The sequence below is a fragment of the Ningiella ruwaisensis genome, from assembly GCF_004798935.1.
Lineage (GTDB): Bacteria > Pseudomonadota > Gammaproteobacteria > Enterobacterales > Alteromonadaceae > Glaciecola > Glaciecola ruwaisensis.
The window spans coordinates 37,281-53,883 of record NZ_RAHT01000011.1 but is presented as its reverse complement, the minus strand read 5'-3'; the positions used below and the strand labels follow the sequence as shown (position 1 = coordinate 53,883).

17 protein-coding genes are annotated in these 16,603 nt (G+C 42.7%); 11 read left to right on the top strand and 6 right to left on the bottom strand.

The genetic code is table 11. From position 1 onward, the window contains the following. Nucleotides 1-215 precede the first annotated feature (215 nt). Nucleotides 216-1,844, top strand: coding sequence for a M28 family metallopeptidase (locus tag D6V41_RS17250; RefSeq protein WP_421907943.1), 1,629 nt, complete (start codon nt 216-218; stop codon nt 1,842-1,844). Between the two features lie 41 nt (nt 1,845-1,885). Here D6V41_RS17250 and slmA read toward each other — a convergent pair whose 3' ends face one another. Beyond that, nucleotides 1,886-2,473 (bottom strand): nucleoid occlusion factor SlmA, encoded by a 588-nt coding sequence (slmA, locus tag D6V41_RS17245; RefSeq protein ID WP_136252793.1) that lies wholly within the window; start codon nt 2,471-2,473, stop codon nt 1,886-1,888. Between the two features lie 14 nt (nt 2,474-2,487). Then, entirely contained in the window at nt 2,488-3,735 is a 1,248-nt protein-coding gene (gene coaBC, locus D6V41_RS17240; protein WP_136252792.1) for a bifunctional phosphopantothenoylcysteine decarboxylase/phosphopantothenate--cysteine ligase CoaBC, read from the bottom strand. A gap of 117 nt (nt 3,736-3,852) precedes the next feature. Between coaBC and radC the strand changes: the two genes are divergently transcribed. The 7 genes from radC (at nt 3,853) to mutM (ending at nt 9,914) form a co-directional block, all read left to right on the top strand. Continuing rightward, a complete protein-coding gene (gene radC, locus D6V41_RS17235) occupies nt 3,853-4,527 on the top strand; it encodes a RadC family protein (RefSeq protein ID WP_136252791.1) in 675 nt (224 codons plus the stop codon). A gap of 162 nt (nt 4,528-4,689) precedes the next feature. Next, a complete protein-coding gene (rpmB, locus tag D6V41_RS17230) occupies nt 4,690-4,926 on the top strand; it encodes a 50S ribosomal protein L28 (protein WP_136252790.1) in 237 nt (78 codons plus the stop codon). A 33-nt stretch (nt 4,927-4,959) separates the two neighbouring features. Beyond that, the gene (gene rpmG, locus D6V41_RS17225) at nt 4,960-5,115 is read left to right on the top strand and encodes a 50S ribosomal protein L33 (RefSeq protein ID WP_136252789.1); all 156 of its coding nucleotides are present in this window, start codon (nt 4,960-4,962) and stop codon (nt 5,113-5,115) included. 221 nt (nt 5,116-5,336) lie between these two features. Further along, on the top strand, nt 5,337-7,565 hold the full coding sequence (locus tag D6V41_RS17220; RefSeq protein WP_136252788.1) for a VTT domain-containing protein: 2,229 nt from the start codon (nt 5,337-5,339) through the stop codon (nt 7,563-7,565). Between the two features lie 25 nt (nt 7,566-7,590). Beyond that, nucleotides 7,591-8,304 (top strand): endonuclease/exonuclease/phosphatase family protein, encoded by a 714-nt coding sequence (locus tag D6V41_RS17215; protein WP_241664590.1) that lies wholly within the window; start codon nt 7,591-7,593, stop codon nt 8,302-8,304. Nucleotides 8,305-8,549: 245 nt separating this feature from the next. Next, nucleotides 8,550-9,101 carry a hypothetical protein gene (locus D6V41_RS17210; RefSeq protein ID WP_136252787.1) on the top strand — a complete coding sequence of 184 codons (552 nt, stop codon included), beginning with the start codon at nt 8,550-8,552 and terminating at the stop codon, nt 9,099-9,101. Further along, a complete protein-coding gene (gene mutM / locus D6V41_RS17205; protein WP_136252786.1) occupies nt 9,102-9,914 on the top strand; it encodes a bifunctional DNA-formamidopyrimidine glycosylase/DNA-(apurinic or apyrimidinic site) lyase in 813 nt (270 codons plus the stop codon). Nucleotides 9,915-9,940: 26 nt separating this feature from the next. Here the strand turns inward: mutM and D6V41_RS17200 are convergent, their stop codons facing one another. Continuing rightward, the gene (locus tag D6V41_RS17200; RefSeq protein WP_136252785.1) at nt 9,941-10,711 is read right to left on the bottom strand and encodes a glycosyltransferase family 2 protein; all 771 of its coding nucleotides are present in this window, start codon (nt 10,709-10,711) and stop codon (nt 9,941-9,943) included. Between the two features lie 259 nt (nt 10,712-10,970). Here D6V41_RS17200 and D6V41_RS17195 point away from each other — a divergent pair, with 259 nt between their 5' ends. Further along, nucleotides 10,971-11,699 carry a glycosyltransferase family 25 protein gene (locus D6V41_RS17195; protein ID WP_136252784.1) on the top strand — a complete coding sequence of 243 codons (729 nt, stop codon included), beginning with the start codon at nt 10,971-10,973 and terminating at the stop codon, nt 11,697-11,699. A gap of 65 nt (nt 11,700-11,764) precedes the next feature. Here the strand turns inward: D6V41_RS17195 and coaD are convergent, their stop codons facing one another. Then, complete coding sequence (gene coaD / locus D6V41_RS17190; protein WP_136252783.1) at nt 11,765-12,289, bottom strand: pantetheine-phosphate adenylyltransferase; 525 nt, start codon at nt 12,287-12,289, stop codon at nt 11,765-11,767. Between the two features lie 162 nt (nt 12,290-12,451). Between coaD and D6V41_RS17185 the strand changes: the two genes are divergently transcribed. Then, on the top strand, nt 12,452-13,924 hold the full coding sequence (locus D6V41_RS17185; protein ID WP_241664589.1) for a capsule assembly Wzi family protein: 1,473 nt from the start codon (nt 12,452-12,454) through the stop codon (nt 13,922-13,924). Here the strand turns inward: D6V41_RS17185 and D6V41_RS17180 are convergent. After that, nucleotides 13,921-14,646 carry a 3-deoxy-D-manno-octulosonic acid kinase gene (locus D6V41_RS17180; RefSeq protein ID WP_136252782.1) on the bottom strand — a complete coding sequence of 242 codons (726 nt, stop codon included), beginning with the start codon at nt 14,644-14,646 and terminating at the stop codon, nt 13,921-13,923. The genes D6V41_RS17185 and D6V41_RS17180 overlap by 4 nt on opposite strands. Before the next feature lie 198 nt (nt 14,647-14,844). Between D6V41_RS17180 and D6V41_RS17175 the strand changes: the two genes are divergently transcribed. Further along, on the top strand, nt 14,845-15,915 hold the full coding sequence (locus tag D6V41_RS17175) for a glycosyltransferase family 9 protein (protein WP_136252781.1): 1,071 nt from the start codon (nt 14,845-14,847) through the stop codon (nt 15,913-15,915). A gap of 93 nt (nt 15,916-16,008) precedes the next feature. Here the strand turns inward: D6V41_RS17175 and D6V41_RS17170 are convergent, their stop codons facing one another. After that, nucleotides 16,009-16,518 carry an acyl-CoA thioesterase gene (locus tag D6V41_RS17170; RefSeq protein ID WP_136252780.1) on the bottom strand — a complete coding sequence of 170 codons (510 nt, stop codon included), beginning with the start codon at nt 16,516-16,518 and terminating at the stop codon, nt 16,009-16,011. Nucleotides 16,519-16,603 lie beyond the last annotated feature (85 nt).

The following is a 16,603-nucleotide window of genomic DNA, read 5'->3' as shown; positions in this document are numbered from 1 at the left end:
TTTAAGCTCACACAGTTAGACGCGCATCTTATTAAGCATGCTAGGACCTGTGCCAAAACGATAAAACCTGAAATTGTGTAAGCAATTATTAATAACAAGCACGCGCTACGCCATCGCCATTACAATTGTGATATAAAGCACGTTTTGAACGATAGACAATGGACATACGTGTGAGATTATCCAAACACATTTTTGTAGCGGCGCTTTGTGCCAGCATTTTCAGTTTGCTCCTTTTCGGATGCGCTCAAACTCAGACATCAGCAGTCAGTAGTGCCCAGCAGGTAAAACCAGATGTAGAGGTTGAGCGCATTAAAGCGCACATGGCATTTTTAGCTGATGATCTTTTAGAAGGCCGAGATACCGGCTCAAGAGGTCATGAAATAGCGTCTCTGTATATCGCTGGCGAATTTAAGAAATATGGATTGGCGCCCGCGGGCGAAAACGGCTCTTATATGCAGCGTGTTACCTTCAGAAAAACCAGCCTGGTTCAGGAATCCCCGCGCTTCATGGTTCAAAGTCCTGACGGGAACTACGAGTTGAGTTATCCAAAAGATTTTATTGTGAGCCCTAGCGCAGTACGAGTAGAGTCAAATGTGTCTGCTCCATTGGTGTTTGTCGGCTACGGTATTGTAGCGCCTGAATTTGGCATTGATGATTATGACAATATGAATGTCAAAGATAAGATTGTTGTTGTGTTATCAGGCAAGCCCAAGTCTCTGGAAAATGAAGAGGGTGCGCATCTTTCGTCTGGTGCCCAAAAAGCCAAATATGCCGTCGAAAAGGGGGCTATTGGTATGATCACGGTGCAAACTCCGGCAGGTGAGAAAGTGCGCCCTTACGAGCGTTCACTCAATTACATTCATGCGCCTCGAATGCGCTGGGTGGATGAAAAAGGGAATGTTGGTAATACTTATCCACAGTTGCAAGGCGGCGCTTATTTAAATATGCAGAGCGCTGAAACACTCTTTGCAGACGCGCCGAAGCCTATTAAAGACATTTATGCCGCGTTAGAAGATGATAGGCATGTAAAAGGGTTCGACATTCCGGTAACGGTAAGCATCAGCAGTCAATCTGTTCATGAAGAGTTAAGCAGCCCGAATGTAGCGGCAGTTTTACCGGGTAGCGATCCAATACTAAAAAATGAATATGTTGTATTTACAGCTCATTCTGATCACTTGGGTATCTCCAAATCGGTGGAAAAAGACCGCATTAATAATGGCGCGATGGATAATGCTTCAGGCACTTCAGTAATGCTTGAGACCGCGCGAATGTTTGCCGCGTTATCAACAGCACCAAGGCGGTCAGTTATGTTCTTGGCCGTAACAGGAGAGGAAAAAGGCTTACTGGGTGCAGACTATTTTGCAAAACATCCAACGGTGGATATCCGTTCGATTGTGGCAAATGTCAATTTAGATATGCCTTTATTAACCTATGAGTCTGCTGATGTTATTGCCTTTGGTGCTAGCCATAGCAGCATGGGATCCTATGTGGAATCTGCTGCGGCTAATGCGGGAATTAAACTGACGGATGATCCGTGGCCTGAACAAAATCTTTTTACGCGTTCTGATCACTATGCTTTTGTGAAGCAAGGCGTACCAGCCGTATTTTTAGTAACGGGTATTGAATCAAAGACACCTGGGGTGGATGGCAGTAAAGCCTTGGGGAACTTTCTGGCTACGCACTATCATCGACCCTCAGATGACATGCATCAGGATTTTAATTGGGACGCCGCAAGGACCTTTACTCAGGTCAATTTTGAAATAGGTAGCACGCTTGCCGATGCGCCAGAGCGACCCACCTGGAATGAAGATAGCTTTTTTGGAAAAACCTTTGGGCGCAAGTAAGCGCCCAGCTCAACCTGGTTCAACCGGCGTTTAATAGCAAATTATAAGTAAGAGCTTTTGATATGCGCCCAATGCTCATTAAATTGCTGCGTTGGGCGTCGTTTGAATTGACTGCGGACATATTGATTGATTTTACCGTCGACAAAACAAATAAGCATATTGGCAAGCAATCCTTCGTCAACAGAAGACGCTTTTCCTTCTCGCAGTTTACGCTCGCGTAATACTTGCTTTAGCTGAACCTCAAGACGATCAAATAACTGAGCGATGCGCTCTCGAAGGCGCTCTTGTTCACCCATTAGGGCATCGCCATTTAATATTCTCGTTATGCCCGGATTTTTTTCGGCGAAGCCCAGCAAAAGATGCAAAATCAGTTGGCATCGGTTGGCGGCATCTTTTTCATCGCTTATTATTTTGTTGATTCTAGAAAAGAGTGTCTCTTCAATAAACTCAATTAAGCCTTCAAACATTCTGGCTTTTGAGGGAAAGTGGCGATAAAGCGCGGCCTCTGATACACCAACTTCTTCTGCTAATTTTGCTGTGGTAATACGCTGCCCATGGTGGGTTTCAAGCATTCCAGCGAGTGATTGTAATATTTGGGCCTTTCTGTTTGGGCGTTTTGCTGCAGGCATAATTAATCTATCTTCTACTTCTTATGTGATTTAAATAACTCATCTGACACAATTTTCAACAAATCGCGTGCAAGTGAGTCTTTACTAGCTTTTGCCAGTTTGCGAGTGTTATCTTTAGTAATCACAAGCAATGCATTTTGATCAGAGTTAAATCCTATATCTGCTTGCGATACATCATTTGCGGCTATCATATTCAGCTTTTTGTCTTCAAGCTTTGTGCGAGCGTATGCTTCGACATCCTGTGTTTCAGCTGCAAAACCTAAGGTAAATGGTGCATTTTTTCGTTGAGCTACACGCTTAAGGATATCAGGGTTTTTAGTAAATGTAAGAACAAGGTCTTCAGCTTTTTTCTTCAGTTTTTGCGTATTCTCATGCGCAATTCGATAATCAGCAACCGCTGCGCAGGCTACAAATACATCTTGAGAGTCGATGTCTTTTTCTACCGCATCTAACATTTCTTGTGCGCTGGTAACATCTACTCGAGTTATACCATCAGGTGTGGAAAGACTAACGGGACCTGATATCAAGGTCACTTTAGCGCCTAAATTTTGCGCTGCTCTTGCCAACGCAAAACCCATTTTACCGGAGCTGTGGTTACTGATGTAACGAACAGGGTCAATCGCCTCTCGAGTGGGCCCGGCCGTAATCATAACTTGTTTGCCTGCAAGCGGCTTTGGCTGCATTTCATCAGATAAGTGATTATCGTCAGCCAGATTAATAGCAACAAAACTCGCTAACGCTTCGACTATTTCGACCGGTTCCAGCATGCGTCCATAACCAAGATCGCCACAGGCCTGCTCGCCGGATGCCGGCCCTAACTGCGCCACACCCCTGTCTAGCAAGGTTTGCATATTCTGTTGGGTTGCTTTTGCGGCCCACATTTGTTGGTTCATCGCCGGTGCTATTAAAATAGGCGCAGGTGTAGCGAGCGCAAGCGTGCTCAGTAAATCGTCTGCCAAACCAGTAGCAAGCTTTGCAATACAATTTGCGGTTGCAGGTGCAATTAAAAAGATGTCAGCCCAGCGAGCCAGTTCAATATGGCCCATGCCAGCCTCTGCATCTTCATCTAATAAGTGAGTGCTCACTTTTTCACCAGATACGGCTTGTAGGGAAAGACTTGATACAAAATGTGTGGCTGATTCGGTTAACACAACTCGAACATTTGCGCCCTGTGCTTTAAGTTTTCTGACAAGATCCGGTGTTTTATAGGCCGCAATGCCGCCGCTTACGCCAACTAATACATTCTTTTGTTCAAGTTGCATACTTATCCTAATCGCAGGCAAAATGTTCGATATGGTGTGTTCAGATGCATATCCATTTCACGTATTGCGAAAGCAATTTCTTGTATTATTAAACCATTGTTATCCAAGGATGGGAACATGAAAATATTAGATTGGCCAGAACAAGAGCGCCCTCGCGAAAAATTATTGCATTACGGAGCGCAAAATTTAAGTGACGCAGAATTATTGGCGATATTTTTACAAACGGGTGTTAAAGGGCAAAATGCTGTGCAGCTTGCTAAATCGGCGCTACAGCGCTTTGGTTCGCTTCGCTCTTTACTTCAGGCGCCTAAGCGTAAGTTGATGAGTACACCGGGCTTTGGCGCTGCCAAATATGCGGTATTACAAGCCAGTATCGAACTTCAAAAAAGGCACTTAAGCGAGCAAATGGTGCGTGAGCGCAGCTTTTGCCATGCTGATGATGCCTCTAATTATTTAATATCCCAATTGCGTGATAAGCAGCGAGAAGTATTTTCTATGTTAATGCTAGACAGTCAACATCAGCTCATTGCCTATCGGGAAATGTTTCAGGGAACCATCAACAGCGCAGCCGTCTATCCTCGCGAATTAGTGAAGCAAGCGATGGAAGATAATGCAGCAGCCGTTATTTTAGCCCATAATCATCCCAGTGGGCGCGCTGAACCCAGCCAGTCGGATATTGCCATCACACAAAAAATCAAACAGGCCATGCAACTGGTCGAAGTGACCGTATTAGATCATTTTGTTATTGGGGATGGAAAAGCGGTTTCGTTCGCCCGACGTGGGCTTTTGTAATCAAAATAGCCGCGAGGCCTTAAAAAGATCGCCTTTAGCTCGAATTTTAGTTGTATTTTTTGCCGCGTTGCTGTATAAAATGCGCCCTCTTAATTAAACGCGTTACACAGCAAAACAGTTTGCTGTAGTTAAACGGCAAACAACCTTGTTTTGGAGACAAACATGTCTAGAGTATGTGCAGTTACAGGTAAGCGACCTGCAGTGGGTAACAACCGCTCACACGCTAGAAACGCAACACGTCGTCGTTTCTTGCCAAACCTACAAACACACCGTTTTTGGGTTGAAAGCGAAAATCGCTTTGTAAAATTACGTCTTACCGCTAAAGGTATGCGTATCATTGATAAAAAAGGCATTGATGCAGTATTGTCTGACATCCGTGCTCGTGGTGAGAAAGTTTAAACCTTTCTTTTAACCCTTTTAAGGAAAAGAACAATGCGTGATAAAATCAAATTAGTATCATCTGCTGGCACAGGTTTTTACTACACCACAGACAAAAACAAGCGTAACATGCCGGGCAAAATGGAGATCAAAAAGTACGATCCTAAAGTCCGTAAACACGTTATGTTTAAGGAAGCTAAAATCAAATAGACTTTTGTCTAGGCTCAATTGAGTCGATTTTTGTCTCCATAAAAACCTCGCGCACGCGGGGTTTTTTGTTTTAGGCGCAGCAAGATCTTAATTCCCTCAAGCGGCACTCATTTTGCTATCTTTTATCCTGAATAAATAAAAACACGTAAATTCAGAAAGATACCTAAAAAGAAGGCTTGAAAGCGTGAAGCTTTTACGTGTTTGCAAGTAAGGGTTACCTAATGAGTACACAAGCATCAATATTTAAACCGGATGAAAATTGTTCAACGATAAGTAAAGCGCGCTTTGCCGCGCCGGTGGTTGACTGCGCCAATTACTATCGGGCACTGCATGAAGCAATTTCAAAGGCGAAGCATTCTATTTTCATTGTTGGATGGGATATTGATAGTCGTATTCGTTTATTGCGCGGAGAAGAGGAAAAACAATCAGAACTGCCGTCGGTTATCAGCGAGCTAATTGCCCTCAAAGCAAAAGAAAATCCAGAATTAACGGTTCATCTGTTGCGCTGGGATTCTTCCCTTGCATTTCTGGGTATGCGAGAGGTTTGGGCAAAAGAAGTGTGGGATGAAAAAACACCCGATAACGTGCACACCGTGTTAGATAGCAGCATCCCGATGGGGGGAAGTCAGCACCAAAAAATCGTTGTGATTGATGATGAACTCGCATTTGCTGGCGGCATGGATGTAGCGGTACATCGATGGGACACTCGAGAACACAAAATTGAAGAGCCAGAGCGCGATGATGGAGATGGTACTTATGGGCCATTCCATGATGTACAAGTAGCTGTTTCAGGCGATATTGTAACTGAGCTTTCGAAGCTTGTGAGGTGGCGATGGAATAGGTTGGTTACTGCAGACCAACAGGTAAGTGAAGAGGTTAAACCTGCAATTACCGATGACATTCCACACTGCTGGCCAGATAGTGTTGAACCTATTTTTGAAAATATAGCGTGTGGCGTTGCTCAAACCGTTCCTTTCATGGACAACCAGGAGCCAGTTCAGGAAGTACGAAAAATGCTACTTTCACTTATTGAACAGGCAGAGGAATTTGTCTACATCGAAAATCAATTCGCCAATAGAGGCGAAATTGCGGAGGCCTTAAATAAACGTCTTAAAGAATGCCCGAAGCTAAAAGTACTTATATTCAGTTCCTATGAGCCCAAAGGAACGGTTGAATGTGAAGCATACTGGGCGGGACGAATTGATTTTAAACGTATACTCGAAAATGGCGTTGATGATGGGCGCGTCCTAATGGCTTACTCGTCATCTACTAATGCCGATGGCCTGGCGGGCCATAAACGGGTACACGCTAAAGTGACGATCATTGATGATAAATATTTTGTGATTGGTTCATCAAATTTAAGTAATCGCTCGATGTCGTTGGACACTGAATGCGATCTCATTTTTGAAGCAACTACAAAAGCACACCGCAATAAAATCCGCTGGTTTAGAAATGATCTTATAAGTGAACACTCCGGCTGGGCCGAAGAAGAGGTGCAAAACTATATTGAAAGCAAAGATACGTTTGAAAAGCTCACTTCATGTAAAGATGAGTATGCGTATTGTTTAAAAGAAGCTGAAGATGAGAATTTTACCGACCAAGGTTTACAGGATTTAATTACGCCTTTTGGTGATCCCCAGGAGCCCATCGTGCCCTCTATTCCCTTACCGGGAGGCAGAAAGTTCTTTCTGCCTAATCCAAGCAAACGCACGCTCATTTTATCTGCGGCCTTTTTTATTGTAGCGCTTTTGGTAGGCGGCGGTTATCTGCTCAGTCAAAACGTCGATTTTATGAATCGGGAATATTTAACTGATGTACTTGAATCCTTTCGAAACAGCCCTTGGGCTTTGTTTATTGTTTGCGGTATTTATGTTGTAGCTGGATTGCTGTTTTTTCCGGTCACGGTGCTTTCACTTGCAGTAGCAATGGTATTTGGCGCTTTGTGGGGGACGATTTACGGCATGGCTGGCGTGATGGCATCAACGGCTGTATTGTTCCTTATTGGTCAGATAATGGGGGATAAGGGTTTACGAAAACTGGCTGGCCCAAAAGTCAGTCGCATTGACCGAAAATTTGCTGAAAACGGCATTTTTGGTGTCGCGGTGCTAAGAATGATCCCGGTTGCTCCATTTAGTTTAGTGAATCTGGTTGCTGGGATCTCTTCCATTCGCATCAGCTATTTCCTAGCGGGTACCTTTATGGGCATGCTTCCTCCGATGATTGTCAAGGCGCTGGTAGGGGGTTCAATTGCGGATATTTTCAGAAATCCAACGCCCAAACACATTGCATTTTTAGTAGGTGGCTTACTAGCATGGTTTGGTATGGCCTACGGCTCGCAGAAGCTGGTGACATTTTTTCAAAAGAAATACCAGACAAAAGAAAAAGAAAACCAGACGCCTAAAAGTAAAGAGAGTGAGTCTGAAGATGAAACCGCTACACAGTTAATGTAATGGCGAAATTGATTTAGGTTATAAGATGTTGAAAATTATTTCGTATAACATTCACAGTGGCGTTGGAACAGACGAAAAATTCAGTTATGCGCGTATCGGCAAGTTTTTAGCGTCTCAAGATGCAGATATTGTTTGTTTGCAAGAGATGGATTTGCGCGATCCCAAACTGGACAAGGCCGAGCAAATTCAAGCGCTTTTGGCAGGGCATTTTACAGAGTTTATTCCTTCACCTGCTGTGGTTACTGATCATGGTTACTATGGAAACGCAATTTTATCGCGTGTTAAGAAATTGCAGAGTCGCTCGGTAGATATCAGCGTGGAGAGTCGTCAACCTCGCAATATTCAGGATGTGCTATTCGACTTTGGTTCGCAAAAATTGCGTGTGCTTAATACTCATAAGGGACTAAAACAGTACGAAAGAATGGCACAATTCGAGCAGTTAGAAAATGTGGTAGATGAAATACTCAACGAACAAACTGAGACAGGTCACATTCCCTTATTAGTGACAGGGGATTTTAATGAATGGCAGTTTTTCCCTAAATCACTCAAGCGCATTAATAAAAAACTGCATGCACATAAGTTAGGAGCCACCTTTCCCAGTAAGTTTCCACTTTTTAAGCTTGATAGGTTCTGGTCTAAACCTGCCCACATTGTGCATCGTGCTGGTATTTTGAAAACGCCTGAAACCCGCTATTTCTCTGATCACTATCCTATATTCGCAGAATTAAGTTTGTTGTAATTTAATAAAACAGAAGACAATGCTTGATGTCACAGAGAATTAAGCGATAAATGGATAAGGGGGAGCGATTTTAAGGTTTCAAAGGGCAGGAAGCCCTTTGCAAAGCGACCATGGATGGGACAGCGTCCTTAAAATCGCTCCCCCTTATCCATCAGTGAAGATTCTCTGTGGCATCAAGCATTCTCGTTTCGGTTTTCCTCAAAATTGAGTAAGATTAGCTGTAATGAAAATATAGGTAATTGTGCGTGAGAAAACTGTCCCAAAAAGCCTGGAATAATGTGCTGATTTTTTCCATGTTGATATTAATTGTTGTTTTGAATTACGACAGTCTGTTTAGCGATAGGGGCGATGAGGTGATACCTCTAGTGCCTGAGGGCGCATTTGTAACAAGCATGCAAATCAATCAGCTTACCTTCGAGCGGATTGGCAGCGGATGGCGTGTGTCGGCGCCGAGTGAAGAGGATTTGGCCGGCTTGCAGATGTATCAGCAGTCCCAAGCGCGTAATGGTGAACCTTTTACCGGCGAATCCTTGAATGGTGAAAGTATGTCGCCAACGGACATTATCAATAACATCGTTAGCCAGTGGCAAACAGCTTCAATGCGAATCACTGACAATACCTTGGACAGTAAGCTAAGCGCAAATCCCCAATATATAGTTAGTCTGAACCTCGCCGGTGAAAATCAAACGCGGGTGTATGGCCTGCTCACAGCGAACAATACTGAATATGTGATATATCAAGGTGAACTTTACTTGCTAGATTTCCCTAACGTAAATCAACTGGTCCCTTTTAACTAAATGCCTGAATTACCAGAAGTCGAAGTTACGCGTTTGGGTATCTTACCTTACCTGCATAATCAAACCATTGAGCGTATTTTGGTGCACCAGCCACAAATGCGCTGGCCTGTGCCTCAAAACGTTCATTTATGCGAAGGTTTGCCTGTTAGCGCTGTGAGCCGTCGTGCCAAGTATCTTTTTATTACAACACAAGCTGGCTCGCTCGTGCTTCATCTGGGCATGTCAGGTCGAATGCGAGTGGTTGACCAAGCGCTTGACAGGCAAAAGCACGACCATATCGAAATTTTTCTCTCAAATGGTAAAAAGCTTGTGCTTAACGACGCTCGCCGTTTTGGCAGTTGCTTATGGCAAGGCGCGAACGAACAATCGCTCAAGCTGCTGGAAAATTTGGGCCCTGAGCCTCTTACTGCAGAATTTGATGAGAATCGCTTATATACACTTTCCAGAGGTCGCCAGTCACCCGTTAAAAACTTTATTATGGATAATCAAGTTGTAGTTGGCGTAGGAAATATCTATGCCAATGAAGCCCTTTTTTTAGCCGGTATTGACCCAAGGCGCAAAGCTGGCAAAGTCAGTCGAGCGCGCTATGTCCAACTCACTAAGCACATAAAAGAAGTACTTGCTCAGGCAATAAAACAAGGCGGCACGACCTTAAAAGATTTTGCCCAGGCTGATGGTAACCCGGGTTATTTTGCGTTAAAACTTAATGTTTATGGAAAAGCGGGGCAAGCTTGTGTAGTTTGCAATACTCCCATTCGCAGTCAAAATGTCGGGCAGCGAAACACTTTTTTTTGCATTAAATGTCAAAAATAGCCTTCAAACCTATGACGATGAATAAACTATTTTTTATTCGCAGTTTCCAAGCTATTCTGTTCAAGTTCAAAAAGCTTTGCTTCTTTTATGAAGGCATAATATGCCGTTAATATCGATAGTATAAAGCCTCTTGTACCAGAAAAAACTTTGCGTTGGAAAACATACTCTTTTATAAAAATTAACGGGAAAATAAAAATCAGTTTTACGTAACTGAAGCTTTTACCTCGCTTGAACTTTTCCAGTGCTTTTAAACTGGAGTATTGATTATTCTTATCAGTAACGGTTTTTATTGTTTGATAGCCATAGTGGTCGAACTCTAGATTGGCGAATATTTCTTTACCTGACACAGTTGCACTTTCATGAACCAAGGTTGATGAATCAAAATGAGCCAATGATTTTCTATAAAATCGCAAATTATTAGCTTTTTTACTAAACTTCGATAAGCGCTTTCCTATAAAAATATCATTGCGCCATACTCTTACGGAATCTGCGTTATCTGTGCTTATTATTTCACGTAGACCTTGAAGAAACTCAGGATTAACTACTTCATCTCCATCGAGGTTTAACACCCATTCATGAGTGCATAAAGACATGGCAAATTGTTTCTGCTTTGCATATCCTAGCCATGGCTGGTGCACGACTTTTGCGCCATACTGCTGTGCTATTTCAACGGTTTTATCTGAACTACCGGAATCAACAACAACTATTTCATCAATTCCTTTTATACTCTCAAGGACTTTGCCTATATACTCTTCTTCGTTTTGCGTAATGATAAAGACGCTTATAGGTAATTTCAAAATCAGACCACCATCAATACACTATCGGAACTTTTATGATATACCAAAAATATTGATGCGTACCAATAATTAGACTCAATTTACAAACACATGGCATTAGATATTATCGCAGTTATGCAACAAATTTTCTTTCCCTTTCTGCTTTACCTTCGTCATGCTATCGGTCAAACTTAACGCATCATTCATCTGTTTAGGTGAACTGCTATTAAAGAATTAAATCGAATATTGTGGCGCATACAATAAAATACGTGTTGAAAAGATGTTACCTATTTTTGTGATTAATCTGGATAGATCTGAAGGACGACTTAAGAAAGCGTCTACTCAGCTTGATAATTTAGGTATTAAGTTCGAGCGAATTAGTGCGGTAGACGGCAGAGCGATTTCTAGAGAAGAGTTATACAAACATTATTGTATTGAACAAAATAAACAAAAATACCATCGCGCTTTAACGCCGGGTGAAATTGCATGTTATCTAAGCCACCGAAAAGCTTGGCAACAAATAGTAGAGCGAGCTTTACCAGCTGCAATTATATTAGAGGATGACTTTTTAATAGAAAGTGGGCTAGAAAATATTCTTGCTTTGGTTGCTTCAAACCGCAAATTTGATTATGTAAAGCTGGCAAATCAGCTTGGCAGGCCAAGAAAAACGAAAGTGCTTGAGATGGTAGGTTCGGGTGAGCTAGTTGCGTTTAAGAAAGTTCCGGCTCAAACCTGCGCGCAACTAGTTAGTTTAAATGGTGCGAAACGACTTCTCGAGTTTTCTGACCGATTTTACAGACCAATCGATGTAGATTTGCAGCATTGGTGGGAAATAAATATTGAAATAATCGGCTTGCAACCGTTCCCATTTTCTCATACCCATGACATTAAGAGTGACATTTGCGATACGTCTAAGCGAAATCTCCAAAAAAAGCGACGATTAAACCGAATTTTCCAGCAAATTTCTTTCAAAATTAATAACTCTATCAAACCAAAAAAACGTTATTGATTGTTGATTTTGTAGTTCGAAATCAGTTGTATTTAAACTGGGAGGATAAACTTGTAACTCTATGATTATAAGTGCTTCTTTTTCTCAAATCTATCTTTTAGTGCTTTCAATACAATAGGATGACAGAACTCCCTGACATCTCCGTTGTGCAAAGCAACTTCTTTTACCAAAGATGAGGATATAAATGAGTTTTCTTCTGAAGGAGTTAAAAAAACGCTTTCTAATTTTGGATTCAAGCGTCGATTCATATTTGCTAACTGAAACTCATATTCAAAATCAGAAACGGCTCGTAAACCACGAATAAGAATATTGGAGCCCTGTTCTTTCGCATACTCCGCGAGCAAACCAGTAAAACCCTTGACAGTGACATTTGATAGATGAGCGGTGACTTGTGTGATCATATCGACTCTTTCTTCTAAAGAAAACAGTGGCTTTTTACTGGGGTTAGAAGCAATAGCAACAATCACTTGGTCAAACATGTTAGCTGCACGTTCAATTAAATCTGCGTGCCCATTAGTAATGGGATCAAATGTTCCAGGGTATATAGCAATATTATTTGGATTACGAGAACGTGTCGTCACTTTTGACATAAATGCACCAGATTTTAAGTTTGTACCAACATTAACGAAACCAGTAGGATATTTGCAAATCAAATTTGTGAATAATCAGTTCAATTGGATTATAATCCGATCTCATTTTTGCTCTAGGTGATGAGCAAACACTATTTCGATTGGCGAAGGAATAATCAAAATTTGAATAAATTGGCTTTTAGCGTTGTTTACGCGTTTATATTTGGTGGTTCAATTTCGTATTCATCTAATTTAGAAGCGTCGGCATGGATTGGTACACAAGACAAACAATTGCATTACGATGTGCAAACCCTTGCCGAGTGGGGCTATATAAATTCAGCAGTAACGACCTTCCCAATACCATGGAAAGGTGTGGCTGATGAACTGGCAAGCATTGATGATGACTCCATGCCTTATATGCCGGCTCAAGCGCTAAAACGATTGCAACATTATTTGTCTATCAATAAACGTCAGCAATCCAGGCAGTTTATTACTCTACAGGCAAGTAGCGATGAAGTGCGTTTTCGTAGCCTCGATGATGGAACGGAAGAAACCGGAAAATTAAGCATCAGCAAGGAGTTTTATCATCAGCGTTGGTCAGGTCAATTAACAGCGAACTACGCAAGCGGCGGGCGCACGAATTTTGATAATTCTTTTTTAGCCTATCAGTTTGGTGACTGGAATCTTCGGGTAGGCTCACTTGACCAATTTTGGGGACCGGCTCAGTCTTCGTCATTAATTTTGTCAAATAATACCCGTCCAATAAAATCCGTCGCTTTGTCTCGCTCCTTGACTACCGAATCCGAGAGTAGGTGGTTAAGTTGGCTAGGTCCCTGGTATTTCACTACTCAACTAGGGCAATTAGACAGCAATCGAATTGTACCAGATGCAAGAGTCATTATGACGCGGTTTACGTCCCGTCCATTTAAAGGTTTTGAGTGGGGAGCTTCTTGGGTAGCTATGTGGGGTGGGGATGGTCAACCAGACAGTTTATCGGATTTATGGAAAGTCATCACATTTGAAGCAACGTGTGAACTACCAGAAGGTTGTACAGACGCACAGGTAACAAAGCAGGGAAACCATCTCGCTGGCTTTGATATTTCTTATAGTTTTACAGCCTTTTCTCGCCCAGTAAGTATTTATGCCCAGCGTATTGGCGAAGATGCTGTTCATGGTTACAAGGTGACAGACAATGCAAATTTGTTTGGAGTGTCAACATATATTCATACAGCTAAAGTGTTTCTTGAAACCAGTGATACTAATGTGGCCTGTGCAGGTCAGGGAAGTACTATAACCAACTGTTATTATGAGCACGGTACCTATCAAACGGGTTATCGTATGTACGGCAGAGCTTTAGGCAGTACCTTTGATTCCGATGCCAAGCAAATTACTTTAGGCGCAAATTATCGTTTTGAAGATGGCGCGGTGGCGGAAGTTTATTTGCGCTCTGCTGAATTAAATCCTGATGGTACACGCCCGTCGCCTGTACTGACTGAAGATGTGACAGAGGATGTACTCGAGCTGTCGGGCTATTACCAAAAGCCGGTGGGTAACTGGCTGTTAAAAGCAGGGGGCAGCGTTGCAAATCGCGAGTTTGTCAATCAGGATGATGAGGTTGATGCACTTGTTTATCTTAAAGCCCAGTATGCTTTTTAAGACGTGATCTCAGCATAGCCAGCTTGCAAGCTTTCCCAGTTCGACTGAGTAAAATAGTACGGCTGATGGCCTTTGCTTTGCTTAATCAAAGAGCGATAAAAGCGCGCAAGATTCGCTGACTGCCAGTTTCCGTAGGCTTGCCGGGAGCACTTATCAAAATCAATCAATACAATTTTTTTACCGCCTTGCACCAGGATATTTTTCACATTGATGTCGTCGTGTCGCACCTTCAACCGATGTAATTTCCCTAAGGTTTTGCCAATTTCAACCCATAGCCCATCGTCAACCGTGTGCATTTTTAACATTTCATGCAGCTCTTGTGCATCAGCAACCACTTCTGTGATGATGTCCGCCCTATAGGAAAAGCCGAACCGCTCAATACGCGCGGCAACAGGATGAGGAACGTTAATATCCTGATCGTTTAAAAAGTCTAATATTTGTAATTCTTTAAACGCGCGCGTTTGGAAGATGCCAGTGTAAATAAAATGGTCCTTATTTATTTTACCGACCAGTCCTCCACGATAGTAATGCCGAAGCACCAGCTCTTTATCTGCATGGCGAAAAAAGTAGACTTTTCCGCGACCAGCGGCAGTGTGAGTGATTGCGTTTTTACTTTGCAGATATTCTAAATCGAAGTGTTTTAAACCAAGATGCAGTGACATGCCTAATTCTGTGCGCAACAAACTCACTTTATCGGGTGAGGTCTGTACATCAATGCTCATCCATTCTGTCCTAAAAAAGCCCTTAAAGTAAAAAAACTATGATTATTTTTATCGTCAGGTAACATAACAAAAATTTTAATGCTGTGCCTTGCTTAAACGCTACGTTTTTTAATTAGCTTGAAAATAGGACCACTTAAGCAGTGAACAGTCGACCTCTTGCTTGAAGCAAATTGTGTTAGTAAATGAGCATCATCCGCTGTGACTAAGCCTTTCAAACTTTGTATCCTCAGACTATCGGCCATTGGCGACGTATGCCACGCTGCAGCTATGGTTAATGCCGTGCAAATTCATCGGCCCGATATTGAGATTACCTGGATTATCGGAAAGGTTGAATACAGCTTACTCAAGCATCTACCCAAGGTTCATTTTGTTGTTTACGATAAAAAAGGCGGGAAAGCAGCTAAACAGCAAGTCAAAGCAGCATTGTCAGGTACGGAATTTGACGCACTTTTTGTGATGCAAGTTGCGCTTAGAGCGAATTTGCTTTCAAGACTGATCAAGGCAAAGCGGCGTATTGGTTTTGATTGGCACCGAAGCAAAGAGTTGCACTCGCTGTTTATAAATGAACGTATTGAAGCGCAACCGCATGCACATGTATTAGACGGATTTATGGCCTTTGCCCACACCATTGGTGTGCCTAAAAATGCTGAGATTAGTTGGTCTTTAAGACCTTCTGAGCAAGATGAAGAATGGTTTAGGCAAACTTTTTCAACGTTAAGATCACATGGCGAAAATGAAAATTCGCATGATTTGTGTCCCTATGTGGTGATAAGCCCCACCGCTTCCAAAGCACAGCGAAACTGGTTACCCGAGCGCTATGCCGAGATTGCGGATTATATAAAAAGCAAAGGATTCCACGTTATATTGTGCGGTGGCCCCGGTCCTTTAGATGCAAGCACGCGCGACGCAATCATCAGGTACAGCCCTTCAATAAGCATGGATTTGGTGGGCAAAACCAGTTTATTACAGATGCTTTGCGTGCTTAAACATGCAGAATTGGTGCTCGCCCCAGATACAGGACCTGCGCACATGGCGACCACACAAGGCACCAAAGTCATTGGTTTGTATGCGCATAGCAACCCAAAACGCACCGGCCCCTACATGAGTCAATCGCTGGTGGCGTCTGTTTATGAGCAGTGCGTTGAACAGCAATTTGGTCAGTCGTGGGAAAATCTGCCTTGGGGCAAGCGAGCGAAAGGCGATAACTTAATGGCGAAAATTGAGCTTGAGCAGGTAAAGCAGCTTGTAGACGAAGCATTGAAAAGATGATTCAACACCACGGTCTGGCTTTCTCAGGCAGAATCGAATCGCCATAACGTAAAGCTTTGGGAGTTTGCGCCTCTCGCTTTTAGTTGCGCCTTGCTAGTGAGACTGCATTTTCACTACGCAGTTTTCTACCAATAGTTTTTCTTTCTCTTTTTCCATATCCAGATTTTCTCTTAAGTCCATAAATTGACGCTGATAATCTATTTTGTATTGCTTTCGAAATTTCCCTTTTATAAAGCGCTCTACCTCTTGATGTGTTTCGAGGATTAAGCCTGGCACGGGGATAGATTTACGGCTTACTTCGTCTATCGCTACCATGGTGAAGTAAGACGTGTTGGTGTGTTTATCTATACCTCGTTTAAAGTCCTCAGAGATAACTTTTATGCCTACCTCCATAGAGGAGCGCCCAACATAATTTACAGACGCCATAAGCGTTACGAGTTCACCGACATCGACCGAATTCACAAAATTTACCGAATCCACAGAAGCGGTCACACAATATGCCCTGCTATGAGACGCAGCCGCCGTGTAAGCAATTTTATCCATTAGAGACAGGATCACGCCGCCATGTACTTTGCCGCCAAAATTAGCATAACTTGGGATCATGAGCTCTTTTAAAATAATTTGCGACGATTTAACCGTGCGGAAGTCGCTAGGGGCGTTTTTGTTCTCTTTGAGCATATTATGATGA